Annotated in this window: 14 protein-coding genes and 13 tRNA genes; 17 read left to right on the plus strand and 10 right to left on the minus strand. The window is 71.5% G+C overall.

The window, feature by feature from the left end:
* The first annotated feature begins 1 nt into the window (after position 1).
* From MRQ36_RS18805 to MRQ36_RS18870, 14 genes are all read left to right on the plus strand, one after another.
* Positions 2-75 (plus strand) — tRNA-Pro (locus MRQ36_RS18805).
* Between the two features lie 14 nt (positions 76-89).
* Positions 90-171, plus strand: a tRNA-Ser gene (locus MRQ36_RS18810).
* A 1-nt stretch (position 172) separates the two neighbouring features.
* Positions 173-244, plus strand: a tRNA-Lys gene (locus MRQ36_RS18815).
* 9 nt (positions 245-253) lie between these two features.
* Positions 254-325: transfer RNA gene (locus MRQ36_RS18820), tRNA-Arg, on the plus strand.
* A gap of 6 nt (positions 326-331) precedes the next feature.
* Positions 332-403, plus strand: a tRNA-Lys gene (locus MRQ36_RS18825).
* 2 nt (positions 404-405) lie between these two features.
* Positions 406-482: transfer RNA gene (locus MRQ36_RS18830), tRNA-Met, on the plus strand.
* Between the two features lie 2 nt (positions 483-484).
* A tRNA-Val gene (locus MRQ36_RS18835) sits at positions 485-556 on the plus strand.
* Positions 557-562: 6 nt separating this feature from the next.
* A tRNA-Glu gene (locus MRQ36_RS18840) sits at positions 563-636 on the plus strand.
* Position 637: 1 nt separating this feature from the next.
* Positions 638-708, plus strand: a tRNA-Asn gene (locus MRQ36_RS18845).
* A 70-nt stretch (positions 709-778) separates the two neighbouring features.
* Positions 779-850: transfer RNA gene (locus tag MRQ36_RS18850), tRNA-Val, on the plus strand.
* 20 nt (positions 851-870) lie between these two features.
* Positions 871-944: transfer RNA gene (locus MRQ36_RS18855), tRNA-His, on the plus strand.
* Between the two features lie 193 nt (positions 945-1,137).
* A tRNA-Arg gene (locus tag MRQ36_RS18860) sits at positions 1,138-1,210 on the plus strand.
* A gap of 45 nt (positions 1,211-1,255) precedes the next feature.
* The gene (locus tag MRQ36_RS18865; RefSeq protein ID WP_242797235.1) at positions 1,256-2,083 is read left to right on the plus strand and encodes a group I intron-associated PD-(D/E)XK endonuclease; all 828 of its coding nucleotides are present in this window, start codon (positions 1,256-1,258) and stop codon (positions 2,081-2,083) included.
* A 56-nt stretch (positions 2,084-2,139) separates the two neighbouring features.
* Positions 2,140-2,211, plus strand: a tRNA-Cys gene (locus MRQ36_RS18870).
* Between the two features lie 607 nt (positions 2,212-2,818).
* On the opposite strand, the gene MRQ36_RS18875 is transcribed toward MRQ36_RS18870, so the two are convergent.
* From MRQ36_RS18875 to MRQ36_RS18890, 4 genes are all read right to left on the minus strand, one after another.
* Positions 2,819-3,667 carry a glycosyltransferase family 2 protein gene (locus MRQ36_RS18875; RefSeq protein ID WP_242797237.1) on the minus strand — a complete coding sequence of 283 codons (849 nt, stop codon included), beginning with the start codon at positions 3,665-3,667 and terminating at the stop codon, positions 2,819-2,821.
* Positions 3,668-3,692: 25 nt separating this feature from the next.
* A complete protein-coding gene (locus MRQ36_RS18880; RefSeq protein WP_242797239.1) occupies positions 3,693-4,241 on the minus strand; it encodes a hypothetical protein in 549 nt (182 codons plus the stop codon).
* Between the two features lie 299 nt (positions 4,242-4,540).
* A complete protein-coding gene (locus MRQ36_RS18885) occupies positions 4,541-5,107 on the minus strand; it encodes a snapalysin family zinc-dependent metalloprotease (RefSeq protein WP_278187548.1) in 567 nt (188 codons plus the stop codon).
* A 127-nt stretch (positions 5,108-5,234) separates the two neighbouring features.
* Positions 5,235-5,984 carry an SDR family NAD(P)-dependent oxidoreductase gene (locus MRQ36_RS18890; RefSeq protein WP_242797241.1) on the minus strand — a complete coding sequence of 250 codons (750 nt, stop codon included), beginning with the start codon at positions 5,982-5,984 and terminating at the stop codon, positions 5,235-5,237.
* On the opposite strand from MRQ36_RS18890, the gene MRQ36_RS18895 reads away from it, so the two are divergent.
* The gene (locus MRQ36_RS18895) at positions 5,983-6,984 is read left to right on the plus strand and encodes a helix-turn-helix transcriptional regulator (protein ID WP_242797242.1); all 1,002 of its coding nucleotides are present in this window, start codon (positions 5,983-5,985) and stop codon (positions 6,982-6,984) included. The two genes, MRQ36_RS18890 and MRQ36_RS18895, sit on opposite strands and share 2 nt — an antisense overlap.
* Here MRQ36_RS18895 and MRQ36_RS18900 read toward each other — a convergent pair.
* Genes MRQ36_RS18900 through MRQ36_RS18910 form a run of 3 tightly spaced genes read right to left on the minus strand, consistent with a single transcriptional unit; the run spans position 6,969 to position 10,077 of the window.
* A complete protein-coding gene (locus MRQ36_RS18900) occupies positions 6,969-7,823 on the minus strand; it encodes an aldo/keto reductase (RefSeq protein WP_242797244.1) in 855 nt (284 codons plus the stop codon). The genes MRQ36_RS18895 and MRQ36_RS18900 overlap by 16 nt on opposite strands.
* A gap of 54 nt (positions 7,824-7,877) precedes the next feature.
* Positions 7,878-9,062 (minus strand): endonuclease, encoded by a 1,185-nt coding sequence (locus MRQ36_RS18905; protein WP_242797247.1) that lies wholly within the window; start codon positions 9,060-9,062, stop codon positions 7,878-7,880.
* A 40-nt stretch (positions 9,063-9,102) separates the two neighbouring features.
* Entirely contained in the window at positions 9,103-10,077 is a 975-nt protein-coding gene (locus tag MRQ36_RS18910) for a LysR family transcriptional regulator (protein WP_242797249.1), read from the minus strand.
* A gap of 41 nt (positions 10,078-10,118) precedes the next feature.
* On the opposite strand from MRQ36_RS18910, the gene MRQ36_RS18915 reads away from it, so the two are divergent.
* Together MRQ36_RS18915 and MRQ36_RS18920 are read left to right on the plus strand one after the other, a co-directional pair.
* The gene (locus MRQ36_RS18915) at positions 10,119-11,000 is read left to right on the plus strand and encodes a serine hydrolase (protein ID WP_242797251.1); all 882 of its coding nucleotides are present in this window, start codon (positions 10,119-10,121) and stop codon (positions 10,998-11,000) included.
* A gap of 153 nt (positions 11,001-11,153) precedes the next feature.
* The gene (locus MRQ36_RS18920) at positions 11,154-12,146 is read left to right on the plus strand and encodes an MBL fold metallo-hydrolase (protein WP_242797254.1); all 993 of its coding nucleotides are present in this window, start codon (positions 11,154-11,156) and stop codon (positions 12,144-12,146) included.
* Here the strand turns inward: MRQ36_RS18920 and MRQ36_RS18925 are convergent.
* From MRQ36_RS18925 to MRQ36_RS18935, 3 genes are all read right to left on the minus strand, one after another.
* Entirely contained in the window at positions 12,143-12,694 is a 552-nt protein-coding gene (locus tag MRQ36_RS18925; RefSeq protein WP_242797257.1) for a DUF1697 domain-containing protein, read from the minus strand. The two genes, MRQ36_RS18920 and MRQ36_RS18925, sit on opposite strands and share 4 nt — an antisense overlap.
* Positions 12,695-12,773: 79 nt before the next feature.
* Positions 12,774-13,697, minus strand: coding sequence for a hypothetical protein (locus MRQ36_RS18930; RefSeq protein WP_242797259.1), 924 nt, complete (start codon positions 13,695-13,697; stop codon positions 12,774-12,776).
* Complete coding sequence (locus tag MRQ36_RS18935; protein ID WP_242797261.1) at positions 13,694-14,671, minus strand: hypothetical protein; 978 nt, start codon at positions 14,669-14,671, stop codon at positions 13,694-13,696. Before MRQ36_RS18935 ends, MRQ36_RS18930 begins: the two co-directional genes overlap by 4 nt.
* Positions 14,672-14,905: the final 234 nt, after the last annotated feature.

Raw genomic sequence — 14,905 nt, forward strand, 5'->3', positions numbered from 1 at the left:
CCGGGTACTAGCTCAGCTTGGGAGAGCGCGCCGTTCGGGACGGCGAGGCCGGGGGTTCAAGTCCCTCGTACCCGACTCGTAGTGAGGCCAGCCGAGGGCAGGCGACGGCCGCGGTCTCGAAAACAGTTGGGGTGAAAGCCCGTGTCGGTTCGATCCCGACCCTCACCGCCAAGCCTCCGTAGCTCAGAGGAAGAGCAACCGACTCTTAATCGGTGGGCCGGGATATCGTAATTCCCCGGAGGCACAATTTACGCCCCGCTAGCTCAGGGGATAGAGCAGCAGTTTCCTAAACTGCGTGTCGCTGGTTCGATTCCAGCGCGGGGAACATATCGGGCCGCTAGCTCAATGGTAGAGCTGCCGACTTTTAATCGGAGTGTCCGGGGTTCGATTCCCTGGCGGCCCACTTGCGGGGTAGAGGAGTTCGGTCGTCCTCGCCGGTCTCATAAGCCGGAGATCACCTGGTTCAAATCCGGTCCCCGCTCCCGCCGTGGTAGCTCAGCGGGAGAGCAACGTCTCGACAAGGCGTAGGCCGCTGGTTCGATCCCAGCTCACGGCACACCGACGCGCGTTCGGTTATGGGTAGGCCCTCGCCCTTTCAAGGCGATGAAGCGGGTTCGAGCCCCGCACGCGCGACCATTCCGGTGTCGTACAACGGCAGTACGGCCGACTGTTAATCGGCGAATAGTGGTTCGATTCCACTCACCGGAGCGATGACGGGCCGGGTGCGGGTGTGAGCCCTCCCGGCGGAGAGTGGTCCACCGGACCGCCCGGCGTCCCCGCCCGTGTAGCTCAGCGGTAGAGCACCGGTTCCACACACCGGGTTGCCCAGGTTCGATCCCTGGTGCGGGCACTGGCCTTCGGGCCGCGAGTGTGGCTGTAGCTCAATGGCAGAGCGCCGGGTTGTGGTCCCGGTGGTGGCGGTTCGACTCCGCCCAGTCACCCCAACGAGAACGGTCCCCCACCCGCAGGTGAGGGACCGCTTCACCCAATCCTGGGCGGCAACTGGTAGGGCTGCACCCCGGGGGTAGCAGCCCACGTCGCCCGGTCAAGCGCGTCGTGGGCGGCGGCACGCCCACCCGGCTGTAAACCGGACGCTCGTACGAGCAGACCTGGGTCGGCACCAGGGACGCGCACCAAGCCCTCGTAGCTCAGGGGATAGAGCACGCCGCTCCGGACGGCGAGGCCGCAGGTTCGATTCCTGCCGAGGGCACAACTCAAACCGGACTCATACCGAGTGGGTTGGTATGATCGAGATATGGGTGTGTTCGATAGCGATGCGGCGCTCCGGGAGGCATTCCACGGGGCCAAGTCGCGGAAGCAGATCCTCGAACGGTTGGGGGTCACGGCGGCGACGTCCAACTACGAGCGCCTGAGCCGCGCTGCGGAACGGCTCAACGTCGACCTCCCGCCGCTCGGGAAGCACGGCAAGCAACGTCCCCCGAGCGGCGCCCTCGCTGACCAGGCGCGGTTGCGGGAACTCGTCGCGCGAGACCTGACCCTTGTGGAGATCCTGGCCGCTGTCGGCCTCGCCGTGACGCCCGCAAACCGGCACCGGCTCGCCGGCAAGCTCGCAGACATGGGTCTGACCGCCAAGCCGCCCGCCCGCGGCGTCCACAACTCGGCGGGCAACCTGACGCGCTTGACCGGCATCGCGCTGGACCGATTGACCAGGGCTGAGAAGCACACCAACGCGACCGGCGACATGGCCGAGTTGGCGGTGGCAGCGTGTCTGCGCAGGCTCGGAGCCACGGTCTCGTTCCCGTTCGGGTACGCCTGCCGCTACGACCTGATCGCCGACTTCGCCGGGAGCCTGTTCCGAGTACAGGTCAAGGCGGGAAGTGTGTCGAGGGGGTGCGTCACGGCCAACACGAAGAGTTCCAACACCAACCGGCCGAGTCGACGCTACGAGCAGTGCGACGTGGACGTGATCGCCGTGTACTGCCCCGCGCTTGCCTCGGTGTACTGGGTGCCGGTCACTGACCTCGGCGGGGCTTCCATCCTGTACCTACGGCTGGACGAGGCCGCCAACGGCCAGCGCGCGAACATCAAGTCGGCCTTCGACTACTACATCGGCCAGGTCTAGGGGCACCCGGCCGGACCGGGCGGTCGCAGGTTCGATTCCTGCCGGGGGCACGTCACGGTCGGATGCCCGAGGGGCTAGGGCCTCGCCTGCAAAGCGAGTGAACGTCGGTTCGAGTCCGACCGCGATCTCTGCGCCGAGAGGTTCAATCCGGGTCACGGCCTCGACTGCCATCCACTGCGGATAGCGAGCTGGATGCCATCCCGATAGGCTATTCACCTGCGGTTTGGCATTTCTCGAACAGTCGCTGCGAGCGGCCCAACATGGGCCTGTCGAAGACGCTTCCCCGAGATCAGGGGTTGAGCCCGGGTCGAAGTTCAACGCGACCCGCATTCGCCCGGTCGCTCGGCCGTGAGCGACCCGGCCTGGCTGACCGACTTTCGCGCTGGCTGCGCGCCGACGGGAACCTGCGCACCGCGCCGCTCGTCGCCGCAGCCGAGTTCACGCCGGGGCGCCGGGGGATGCCGGACCTGGACCAACTCGTCGCCACCGTGGTTGACGGGCGGCGTCCGTACCGGCTCCCGCGCGGCCGGCATGACCTGGGAGGCCCGGGACGCAGCGAAGCCGGTACGGACGTTGGCCATTCCTGACCTGGCTGCGTATGTAGAGCAGGCACAGCAGCTTCTCTCCCCTGATCCGGTGAGGACGGTCCTTGGCCGGGTGCTCGCGCAGGTCAGGCTGGCCAGGGGTGTCCCCACGAGAGGTAGCCGAGGCTGCTACTCGACCACTCCTTGCGAACTACCGGTTGCGGCGCAGCTTCGGGGCGATCCGCATCAGCGCGGCCCCGGCCGCCACCATGGCGAACCCGGCCAGCAGGATCCAGAGCGTGCTGGCACCGGTGAGGGCGAGGCTGCCGGAGGTGGCGGCGCCGGCGCCGTCGCCGGCCGGGAGCCGGCCGCTGAGCCGGGCCGCCGAGACCTCCCGCAGGGTGCCGGCCCGGAACACGGCCGCCGTGCCGGTCACCACCAGGCACTTGCCGTTGAGTCGGGACACGTCCCGGGCGTACCGGGCGTACTCGTTGCGTTGCAGGTGTCCGACGAAGCCGCTGCCGTCGCTGCCCCGGAACACGCCGCCGACCGCCCCGAGCCGCCGGTCGGCGCTCAGCCGCGCCACCGCGTGGTTGAGGAAGTCGGGGTCCAGCACCGAGTCGGCGTCGACCACCATCACGAAGTCGTCGGGCGCGAGCCGGGGCAGCAGGTCGGCGAGCACCTGGTTGAGCGCGCCCGCCTTCTTGTGCCGGTTGCCGTTGGTCGTGAAGATCTCCGCCCCGGCCCGGGCCGCCAGCTCGGCGGTGTCGTCCCGGCAGTTGTCCGCGACGACCACCACCCGGTCGGGCCGGTACGTCTGCCGCAGCAGCGCGGTGACGGTCTCGGTGATGCCCTGCGCCTCGTTGTGCGCGGGCACCAGGACGATCAACTGTCCGGGTGGCCGGGCGACGCCCCGCGCGACGACCGTCCCGCTGCCCCGGCGGGCCTGGCGCGGGATCCGGTGACGAGCGGACTCGTCGGTGGTGTCCCGGCCGTGGGTCACCTCGGATCGGCGAAGCCGGTCGGTCAGCTCCGGACACCGAACAGCTGATGTCGTCATCCGAAAGGGTGACCTGCACTCGCGGTCATCGCCTCACCAGCAGCTCGTACACGAACGTGGCGGCCTGGTAGCCGATGTAGTTGCCGTAGATCAGCAGGAGGAACCCCGAGGCCGTCGCGGGGGCGCGCAGCCGCCGCGACGCCCGCAGCGCCCGGGCCAGCTCCGGGACCAGGAATGCGGAACGCACCCAGCAGAGCGCGACGGTGAGCAGGGTGGTCACGGTGACGGCGTCGCTGATGGTGGCCAGCAGGTCCGGGAAGCCGTAGCGGGCGGGGCTCCGGCCGGCCTCGACGAAGAGGTATTCGCCCATCCGGAAGCCGAGTGCGATGCCGAGGATCGCCCCCACGGCGGAGAACTCCCCGACGTGGACCAGGAAGCTCCTGGTCGACGGCAGGGTCACCGGCAGCATGAGGGCCGTGATCAGCTGGGTCAGCGTGGAGACCGCCAGGCCCACCACGATCGCCGCGGCCAGCGCGACACCCGGTCGCCAGGCCCCCGGGATCGATGCCGGATCGTCGATGTACCCGGCGGCGAGCCGGCCGCCCAGGATGACCAGGAGGACGAGGGCGGCCATCACGAGCGCGGTCGGATTCGACCGGAACGGGGAGGCGCGCTCGGCCGGCGGCTCCGGCGGAGGCGGCGGGCCTGTCGGGGGCGGCGGCTGCTGCACACGAGCCGCGGAGGCGGGACCCTTACGGCGGTTGCGTCTCGATCGTGCCACCGGGCCAGGGTATTGACGACCGGCAACCTGTCGTGGCGGCCGACGATCACCGCGCCGACCGTCGCCACGTCGCCGACATGGCGGGCCGGGGCAGTGGGGGGCGTGGTCCGGCCGGGGTCGGCGGTGGCTGCCGACCCCGGCCGGGTGTCACGTCAGCGCTGGGCGCCGACCGTCGCGGGTGCCGGCCAGCTGCCGGTGAAGACCTGCGGCGTCGCCGTGGTGCGGGCCGCGAAGCCGAAGTTCCGGTCGACCTGGGCGGCCTCGGTGCTGCTCGGGTACGGGTTGGTGCAGCTGGTGCCGGCGCTGCCGCCGGACATCAGGATCGCGCAGTTGCCGTTGTAGTTGTCCGGCAGGCCGAGGATGTGCCCGATCTCGTGGGTCATGATCCGCAGCGGCGAGTACTGCTGGGCCTGGTAGTAGTCGATGACCACCCGGCCGTTGCCGAGGCTCGTGCGCTGGGCGTACGAGCCTCCGCCGTAGGTGTAGTAGATCATCAGGTTGGAGCCGCACTGGGCCATGTTGATGTTGTTGGTGTAGTTGTTCCAGATCGAGGCGGCCTGGTTCGCGTAGGTGGCGAAGGGGCCGGCCTGGCTGGTGTTGTAGCAGACGTTGCGGACGGCTGCGGAGGCCGGTGCCGAGTCGACGGCGACGGCGCCGAGGGCTGCCAGCGTGGTGGCGGCCAGGGTGGCGAGGATCCGGGACAGCTTGGGCAGACGCATGGCTCACACTCCGGGGGTCGGGGACGAGTGGGAACCAGGCCAGCCTATTGATAGACGGATATAAATATCAAGGGTGTAACTGGAAACAGCATTCACGACTTCCAGATTGACCTTACTGAATGTCAGGTCACCAGGGGAGCACCCCGTAGCCGCCCCCGGCATCCATCTGGAACCCCCAGAGCAACCCGCTCGGCCCGTCCGCCGGCAGCGTCGCCAGGTGCACGCTCACCTCCGCGCCCTGCTCGGCGGTGCGGAAGCCCGAGTTCCCGTTGAAGTCGGTGGCGCAGTAGCCGGGGTTCGCCGCGTTGACCTTGATCCGGGTGTCCCGCAGCTCCTTGGCGTACATCGCGGTGACCATGTTCAGCGCCGTCTTCGACGTCGGGTACGGGACCGAGGTCAGCGCGAACAGGGCACCGGCCGGGTCGGTCATCACCGCGATCGAACCGACCTCGCTGGAGACGTTCACGATCCGGGCCGCCGGCGCCCGGCGCAGCAGCGGCAGCAGCGCGTTCGTCACCGCCACCACCCCGAACACGTTCGTCTCGAACACCTCGCGCAAGGTCGCCAGGGTCGTCTCGCTCGGCAGCGCCGTACCGTCGGCCCGGAGGATGCCGGCGTTGTTGACCAGCACGTCCAGGTGGCCGTACTCCTGCTCGACCAGCTCGGCCACGGCGGCGGCCGACGCCTCGTCGGTCACGTCCAGCGGCACGGCCCGCGCGTCGGCCCCGCCGTCGCGCAGCGCCCGCTCGGCCGCCCGGCCGCGCGCCGCGTCCCGCGCGCCGACCAGCACGGTCATCCCCCGCGCGCCGAGCTGTCGGGCGGTGGCCAGGCCGATTCCCCTGTTGGCCCCGGTGATCAGGGCGATCGTCGTCGTCATGCCGTCGACCCTGCCGCCGCCCGCCGGCGGCCGGGAGGGACCGGTGGAGGCTGGGACCGGCGGTACCACCCTCGCCGGCCGTCGCTGCGGCAAGCTGGAGGGCGTGACGAGCAGCGGGGTACGGCGCGAGGAACTGGCGGACTTCCTGCGCAGCCGCCGCGCCCGGCTGCGCCCCGCCGAGGTCGGCCTCCCTGACGGGGTACGCCGGCGCACGCCCGGCCTGCGCCGCCAGGAGGTCGCCCAGCTCGCCGGCATGTCCGTCGACTACTACATCCGGCTGGAACAGGGGCGCGGGCCGCACCCGTCCCGGCAGGTGCTCGCCGCCCTCGCCCGGGCGTTGCTGCTCGGCCGGGACGAGCGGACCTACCTGTTCCGGATCGCCGGGGACGTGCCACCGGAGACGACCGGGCCGAGCCGGGAGGTGCCGACCGGGCTGCGGCACCTGATGGACGCGATGACCGAGACGCCCGCCTACCTGGTCGACGCCAGCTACGAGGTGCTGGCCTGGAACCGGCTGGCCGCCCGGTTCGTGGGGGAGCTGTCGGCGGTGCCGGCCCGGGACCGCAACATGGTCCGCTGGATGTTCGGCCGGCTGGTGCCGGAGTCCTACTGGGCGGACTCCGAGGTTCGCCGGTTCGCCCGCACCACGGTCGCCGACCTGCGGGCCGCGTACGGGCGCTGGCCGGCCGACCCGACCCTCGCCGGGCTGGTCACCGAGCTGCTCGGCACCTCGCCCCGGTTCGCCGAGCTGTGGGCCGAGCACGAGGTGGGCGAGCGGCGGCCCACCGTCAAACGGATCGACCACCCCGAGCTGGGGGCGTTGGAGTTCGAATGTCGGGTGCTGCACGTGCCGGAGACCGACCAGCGGCTCATCGTGTACGTGCCCGCACCGGGTTCACCCACCGAGGCGACGTTCCGCCGGATCGCCGTGTCCGACGACGGCGGGGCCCCGGCGCACCGGGACCCCGCCGTCGGTTCGCCGGCTCAGCTGGGTACGTAGTCGAAGGTGTCCGGGTTCGGGCCCTGCCGGCCGGCCTCGCCCTTGTTCAGCCCGGTGATCCGTTCCAGCTGCGTGTCGTCCAGGGTGAAGTCGAAGATCCGGAAGTTCTCCTCGATCCGCTTCGGGGTGGTCGACTTCGGGAAGACGATGTCGCCGCGCTGCACGTGCCAGCGCAGCGTCACCTGGGCGGGGGTCTTCCCGACCTGCTCGGCGATGTCCACCAGGGTCGGGTCGTCGAGCACCTTGCCCTGGGCGATCGGCGACCACGCCTCGGTGAGGATGTTGTGCGCCTTGCCGTACGCGCGCACCTCCTCGTTGCCGAAGTAGGGGTGCGCCTCGATCTGGTTCACCGCCGGCACCACGTCCGCCTCGGCGGCCAGCCGCTGAAGGTGCGCGACCTGGAAGTTGGACACGCCGATGGACCGGATCCGGCCGTCGCGCTGCAACTCCTCCAGCACCTTCCAGGTGGAGACGAAGTCGCCGTCGTAGAGGGTCGGCAGCGGCCAGTGGATCAGGAACAGGTCGAGGTAGTCGAACTTCAGCTCGCGCAGCGTCGACTCGAACGCCTTGCGGGCGTCGTCGGGGCGGTGGAAGCCGTTGTTCAGCTTGCTGGTGACGAAGACGTCGCCCCGGTCCAGCCCGGAGGCGCGGACGGCCTGCCCGACCTCGGCCTCGTTGCCGTACATCTCGGCGGTGTCGATGTGCCGGTAGCCGATCTCCAGGGCCCGGCCGACCGCCTCGGCGGTGTCCTTCGGCTCGATCTGGAAGACGCCGAAGCCGAGCTGCGGGATGGTGTTGCCGTCGTTGAGCGCAATGTCGGGAATGGTGTTCGCAGTCATGCCGTCTAGTACCCGGCCGGGCCGTTTCCTCACGGCCCGGCCGGGTGATCTGCGTCAGCCCCAGATGGCGGTGGCCCACTCCGGGTGGTCGACGAACGGGTTCCGGTTGCCTTGCCAGCGCTCGTAGATGCGCTGGTTGCGCCGCTGTTCGAAGGCGTCCGGCGGGTCCGCCTTGTTCCACGCCAGCAGCATCGACCGACGACCCAGGTAGGGCGCGGTGCCGTTGCTCACCGAGTCGTTCATCTCCAGGTCCGGCCAGCCGTCGTCGCCCTCGTACCGGATCGCCATGTACATGATCATGCGGGCGACGTCGCCCTTGACCGCGTTGCGCGGCTCGAACGAGTCGGCGTCGGTGTAGCAGCCGGGCGCCTCGGCGACGGCGCTGCCGCCCGCGTCGAAGTCCTTGTTGCCGCGCAGCGAGTTGACCGACACGTCGGCCGGGCGCAGGTGGTGCACGTCGGTGCCGGGTCCGGTGGCGGTGCCGAAGTCGCCGTGCGACTTGGCCCAGACGTGCTCCCGGTTCCAGTCGTCCACGCCGCTGCCGTTGCTGGTCTTGCTCTGCGACCGGCCGGTGTAGAGCAGGATGACGTTGTTGGCGTTGGCCGGGTCCTGGTCGGTGTCCTTCAGCGCCTCCCACACCTGGTCGTAGGTGAGCTTCGTCTGCACCTTGATGATCGCGTGCAGCGAGCTGCGCAGCGCCGTACCGGACTTGCCGATCGCGCTCGCGTAGTAGGTCGAGTCGTACGGGCCGCTGGTCGAGGTGGGGCCCGGGGTGGGGGAGGTGGTCGGCGACGGGGTGGTGCCGCCGAGGCTCATCGCGGTGGGGTTCTTGAGCCCGCCGTGACTGAAGTACGCGGTCAGCGTCCCCGTGGCGGTGACCTGCGTGCCGCGCAGCGACGGGTTGCTGAGCAGCCCGAACGTGGTCCGCCAGGCGGTGGTGACCTGGACGTAGAGCATCCGGCTCGTGCTGGTCTCGGTGGCCGTGTCGGCGATCGCGATCGCGGTGTCGGCGGTGTAGTTGGACGTGATCACCGTGGTCGAGGCGGTCGGCTGGCCGATGACGTACCCGGTGACGGTGGCGCTGCGGCCGTCCTGGGCGGCCAGCGCCTGCGCGACGGTCAACGTGGTCGCCGCCGACGCCGAGGTGGCCACCACCACCGGGGTCCCGATGGCGACCGCCAACACGAACGCCGCGATCAGCCGCCCGGGTCGCGAGCGGGTGACGCTCTTCATATTCATGACTGGCGATGTTAGCGGTGCCGGGGTGAACTCCGGGAGATCACGAGGGCAACTTTCCCCGGCCGGCTTCGAACAGCACCGGCCACGGCCGGGCGGCCGGCGCGACCGCCGCTGCGCCGGGCGGTGGCTCCGCCGGGGCCAGCACCTCCGCCGCGAGCTGCCCGAACATCGGCGCGGCCGGGTGCGGCGACCGGTCCGGCCAGGCCGCCGAGGTGCGCTTCACCAGCGGCGCCCCGACGAGCGGCCGCCACGCGATGCGCGGCTCCCGCCGGGCCAGCGCCTCCGGTTCCACCGCCACCGCCCCACCGGCCAGCACCAGTCCGAACAGGAACTCCGGGTTGCGGGCGTACCGGACCCGGCCGGGCGCGAAGCCGTGCCGCCGGCACACCGCCAGCAGGTGGTCGTGCCAACCGGGCGCGGTCGCCGGCGGTGCGGTGATCAGGTCCAGCCCGGCCAGCGCCGCCAGGTCGACCTGCCGGGTCCGCGCCAACGGCGCTGCCCGCGGCAGCAGCACCCCCAGGGGTACGTCGACCGCCGGGCCGAACCGTAGCCCCGCCTCGTCGACCGGGTGGTGCAGCAGCCCCGTGTCGAGGCGCCCCTCGGCGAGCATCCGCAGCTGCTCGGCGCTGGTCAGCTCGTGCAGGTCCACGTCCAGCCCGGGCGCGCGGGCGGCCAGCGCGTCGAGCAGCGCCCGCAGGGTCACCGCGGGCGTCTCCGGCGGCACCCCGGCCCGCAGCACGCCCAGCGCGCCCCGGCGTACCTGGTCGGTCATGTTGCGCAGTCGCTGCTCGGCGGCGAGCAGTTCGTCGGCCTCGCCGAGCAGGAGCTGACCGGCGGTGGTGAGCCGGACCTGCCGCCGGGACCGGTCGAACAGCTCGACCCGAAGTTCGCGTTCCAGCCGCTGGATCGACTGGCTCAACGGTGGCTGCGCCATCCCCAGCGTCTCCGCGGCCCGCCCGAAGTGCAGCTCCCGGGCGACCACCACGAAGTGCCGCAGGTGTCGCAGCAGGTCCACGTCCGGACCCTACGCCAGGCCCGGCGGGATACCGTGCTGCGGTGGTGGAGGAGCGGATCGGGGAGATCTTCCGGCGGGCCGGGATCAGCGGCAGCCTGCACGTGACCGACGTGGACGCCCCCGCGCGCGAGGTGGCGGTACGCGCCGACGAGTCGGTGGTGATCGCGTCGGTGTTCAAGATCCTGCTGGTGCTGGAGTTCGCCCGGCAGGTCGTCGCCGGTCAGCTCGACCCGGTGGAGCGGGTGCTGGTGCGGGCCGAGGACCGGTTGGGCGGGTGGGGCATCGCCGGCTGCTCCGACGACGTCGAGGTGTCGCTGCGCGACCTCGCGTACTTCGCCATGTCGGTCACCGACAACACCGCCGCCGACCTGCTGCTGCGCCGGGTCGGCGCGGACGTGCTGCCGATGCTCGCGGCGGAGCTGGAGCTGCCGCGTACCCGGATCGTCGGTGGTCCCCGGCAGTTGGTCGAGACGATGCTCGCCGACGTGGGGGCCCGCACCGAGGCGGAGTTCGCCCGGATCTTCCCCACCCTGTCCGACGAGCGGATCCGCGCGATGCGGGTGCTGGACCCGGCGCACACCACGTCGAGCACCGCCCGGGAGCTGACCCGGCTGGTGGCGTTGATCTGGCGGGACGAGGCCGGGCCGGCGGCCGCCTGCGCGATGGTGCGGGAGCTGATGGCCCGGCAGATCTTCTGGACCCGGCTCGCCGCCGGCTTCCCGCCCGGCGTCCGGGTCGCCGGGAAGACCGGCACCCTGCCCGGGCTGCACCTGGAGGCCGGGGCCGCCGAATACCCCGACGGCCGCCGGTACGCCATCGCGGTCGTGGCCCGCATCGACGGGCTGAGCACCCGCCGGATCGACGTGGACCTGGCCATGGGGGAGGCGGCCCGGACCGCCGTGGAGGCCCTGCGGGGCGACTGATTCCGCCCCGGGTGTCGCCCCTTCCCACCCCTGCTGACCTGCGCCGATATCGCTCCAGATATCGATGCCACGACCGCTGCGTCTTGGACGCCGGTGGCCCGTCGGTGGTGGGGTGGACGGACCGATCACCGATCCGTACGGGGAGGACGCACCATGTCCGAGCACCACACGTCCGGCTACCACCGCCGCCGCTTCCTGCGCGACGCCGCCGTGGGCACCGCCGCCGTCTCGGCCGGCGCCCTGGGCGTCACCGCACCGGCCCAGGCCACGCCGGCGGGCACCGCGCCGCTCGGTGCCCGTCGCGGCCGTCGCGCCGGTGCGGTCAGTTTCCGTTGGTGGGGTACGTCCGGCTGGCGCGTCGACATCGGCGACCGGACCGTCCTGGTCGACCCCTACCTGAGCCGCTTCGACACCGGCCTGTTCCGGGGCGCCTTCGACCCGGCCACCCCGTTGACCGTGGACACCGCCGTGGTCGACGGGCACGTGGACCGGGCGGAGAACGTGCTGGTCACGCACACCCACTGGGACCACTTCGCCGACGTGCCGCACATCGCCACCCGGACCGGCGCGCGGGTCTTCGGCACCCTCACCGCCTATCACCTCGGGCTGGCGTCCGGGGTGCCCGCGGGGCAGCTCAGCCCGGTGCGGGGCGGCGAGGTGCTCGACTTCGGCGACTACACCGTGGCGGTGGTCAGCTCCCTGCACAGCCGGAACGCCGCCTACTCGGTGGCGTTCCCCGGCGTCCGGGTCACCACTCCGCCGACGCCCGCCACCATCGGTGACCTGCCCGAGGGCGACACGTTGGCGTACCAGATCCGGGTGGCCGACGGCCCGGCGGTCTTCTTCATGGGGGCCAGCGACCTCAACGAGCGCAACCTGGCCGGCCTCGCCCCGGACGTGGCGATGGTCGCCTCGGCCGCGACCACCTCGACCGCCGACTACGTGCCCCGCCTGATGGCGGCGCTGGACCACCCGAAGGTCGTGGTGCCGGTGCACTGGGACAACTTCGAGACCCCGCTGACCAACCCGCCGACCGTCGCGCCGAGCGACCGCAAGCGCCTCGACGACCTGATCGCCGCGGTCCGCAGGGCCTCCCCGCGCAGCCGCGTCCTGGTGCCCGAGTACGACACCGCCTACCACTTCTAACCGGCGGTCAGGTCCCGGAGGGCGCAGACCGACTTCCAGTTACGGGTGGTCGCCACCACGCCGAGCTTCTTCTCCAGGTGGGTGTTGGTGAACTTCGTCCGCCCGTACCCACCGTCGGGGAAGTGCAGGTGTATCTCCCGGCCGTCCACGGTGTACTCGACGTTCTCCCCGGTCGGCGCGGTCAGCTCGGCGACCCGCGCCGCCGGGGGTGGGGCCGACAGGAAGGCCACCAGCAGCCGCGTCGGGTCGTCCTGCTGTTTCGCGTACGGGCTGGCCGTGGTGACCGCCGCCAGTTCGGCGCCGCTGCGGACCAGCACCGGCACGCGCAGGCCCAACTCGTCGGCGAGCACCCGCTCGATGCCCCGGGCCAGCTCCACCGGGTCGGTCACCGGGCTGCCGAAGACCACGTTGCCGCTCTGCAGGTAGGTCCGGACGTCGGTGTGCCCGAGGTCGGCGACGAGCCGCCGCAGGTCGGCCATCGCGAGCCGGGTGCTGCCGACGTTGACGCCGCGCAGCAGGGCGGCGTACCGGGTGGTGTCCTCGGCCATCCGGGCCTCCTCGGGTCACTGGTCCTCGCCGCCAGCCTAGGGCCCCGACCGGCCCGGACGCGGGTGGCGCGGGGCGCCGTCAGGCGTCGTACCGGAAGTGTGCCGGCGGCCCGCCCTCCGGGCAGGCCCGGCGGGGCGTCTGCGCACACGCGATCCAGTGGTCGCCGCCCGGGGGTACCTGGTAGGTCCGCAGTCCGGGTGCTGCGGTCGTGACGAAGTTCCGACCCCGGTCGGTCACCTCGACCCGCTTCCGTTTCCCGGCGACCACCAGGTCGAGTTCGAGAGTCCACTCCACCGTGCCGGTGGTGAACGCGGTCAGGTCGAACACCTCGGTCTCGCCCTTGGCGAGGGTGAACCCGAACAGTGGCCGGCGCCCCTCGATCAGGGTGCGGTAGCGGGCGGCCGGCTGGGGAGCGTCCAGGTCCATCTCGATGTCCCGTGGTTCGGCGGCCCCCTGCTGGCCGCCGCAGCGCAGTTGCACACCGGCCGGTTCCGGAGTTTGGCTGCGCCGGATCACGCGGGCACGCAGGTTGTCGATCAGCACCCCCTGGTCGCCGGCGCCCTGCACGACGACGCGCACCCGGCTCACCTTGTGATCGACCGCGCCGAGGGCGCGCGCCCAGTCGATCAGCGTCGCGCAGCCCACCGGTGGATCACCGGAGGGCCGGGCGTCCTTCGGCAGCACCATGGCGAACTCAGCGGTGCCCCAGGTGTCCACGGTGGCCGGATTCGCCACGACGTGTACCGCGACGACCTGCGGGTCCAGCTGGTCGATCCACCGGGGCACATAGATGGCCGCGACGGCGCCGAGAAGGGCGGCTACCGCAGTGCTCAGCACGGACCGCCAGGCCCGATGCAACGATCCCAGCACCCGGCGCAGTCGCGGTACGGGCTGGTCGCCGTCCGGTTTGTCCTGGTCCGCTGCCGGGCGCCCGCCCCGGACCGCCTTCTTCCGGTCCGGACCGCTGGTGGCGCGCCGCCGTTTCGTTCTGCCGCCGCTCACGACCCGGATCCCTGCCACGAACCCGCCAGCTTGCCGTCCGGGACCGACCACACGTGGCCGTACTCCGGACCGGCCAGCAGCCAGCCGCCGTCCTCGGTGAACTCCAACTCGGTGGGGTTCACGGCCGGTGTGGCTCCAGGAGCCACCGCCGGCACCTTCCAGTGTCCCAGCTCCTGGGGAGGGCCCGGATCCCAGAGCACCACTTCGTCGTTCAGGGTCAGGAAGGCCACGTGCCGGGCCTGCCGGTCCACCGTGCTGGTCAGGGTGCTACCGCAGGCGCAGAGCCGCCACTGGAATGTCTGCTCGTCCGGCAGCCAGACCAGGAAACCCTCCTGGCCGGCGATCACCACCCGCTTTCCGCCATCGACCACGGCCAGCCCCGCTACGTACAAGATCACACCCGGATCGCTCGGGACCTCGATGCGCGATGGAAGCGGCGAGACGATCTCACGGCGACCGTGCAGATCGTGGAGCCAGTAGCGGCTGTTGTCCCGTTCGTCGAACAGTTCGACCACCAGATGGCCGCTGTCGGCCGAGAAGCGCAACCTGCCGGGGCGCGGCTGGGGTTCGCCGTCCGGCCGCTTCACCTCCTCGGGCAGAGGCAGCGCCCTGGGCTCCTTCGTGGTGAATTCGTAGAGGACCACCGAGTCCGGTAGTCCGACCGCGAGGTATCGCCCGTCGGGAGAGAAGTCCATGCTGATCCGGGCGCCTTCGGCGCCGGTGCCGAACCGGTCGAACTCCTCTCCGGCGGCGGTGGAGATGATCACCCAGTCGCCGGCCAGCCGGGCCTGATACCTACCGTCCCGGGTGAGCTGGGCGCCGGCGAGACTCCGACGGGCCAGGTCGAACTCAGGACCGGGCGGCCCCGCGCTGCTGACCGTCGGCTCGACGATCTGATCGGTGCCGTCCAGTCGGGTCGGCTCCGGTTCGGCGGTGCAACCGGCGAGCAGCAGACCCACCAGTCCGGCGAACACGGCCCGCGTCGGCCAGGCTCTCGCCGCCGCCCGGCAAGCCGACGGTGCCGCGCGCGGGGGAGGACGCCGACCCGCCGGTGTGCCGGCCCGCCCGGACCGCCGGAGCGGTCGGCGCGGGCCGCGCATGGCCGCCGCTTGCCACAGCACCAGTGCGCCTCCAGTGATCCACTATGGCCACTCGTATCGCTCAGGCATTCTATCCTTCGGTGGCAATTGGTCCGTATGGCGGAATAC

The sequence above is a fragment of the Micromonospora sp. R77 genome (assembly GCF_022747945.1).
GTDB lineage: Bacteria > Actinomycetota > Actinomycetes > Mycobacteriales > Micromonosporaceae > Micromonospora.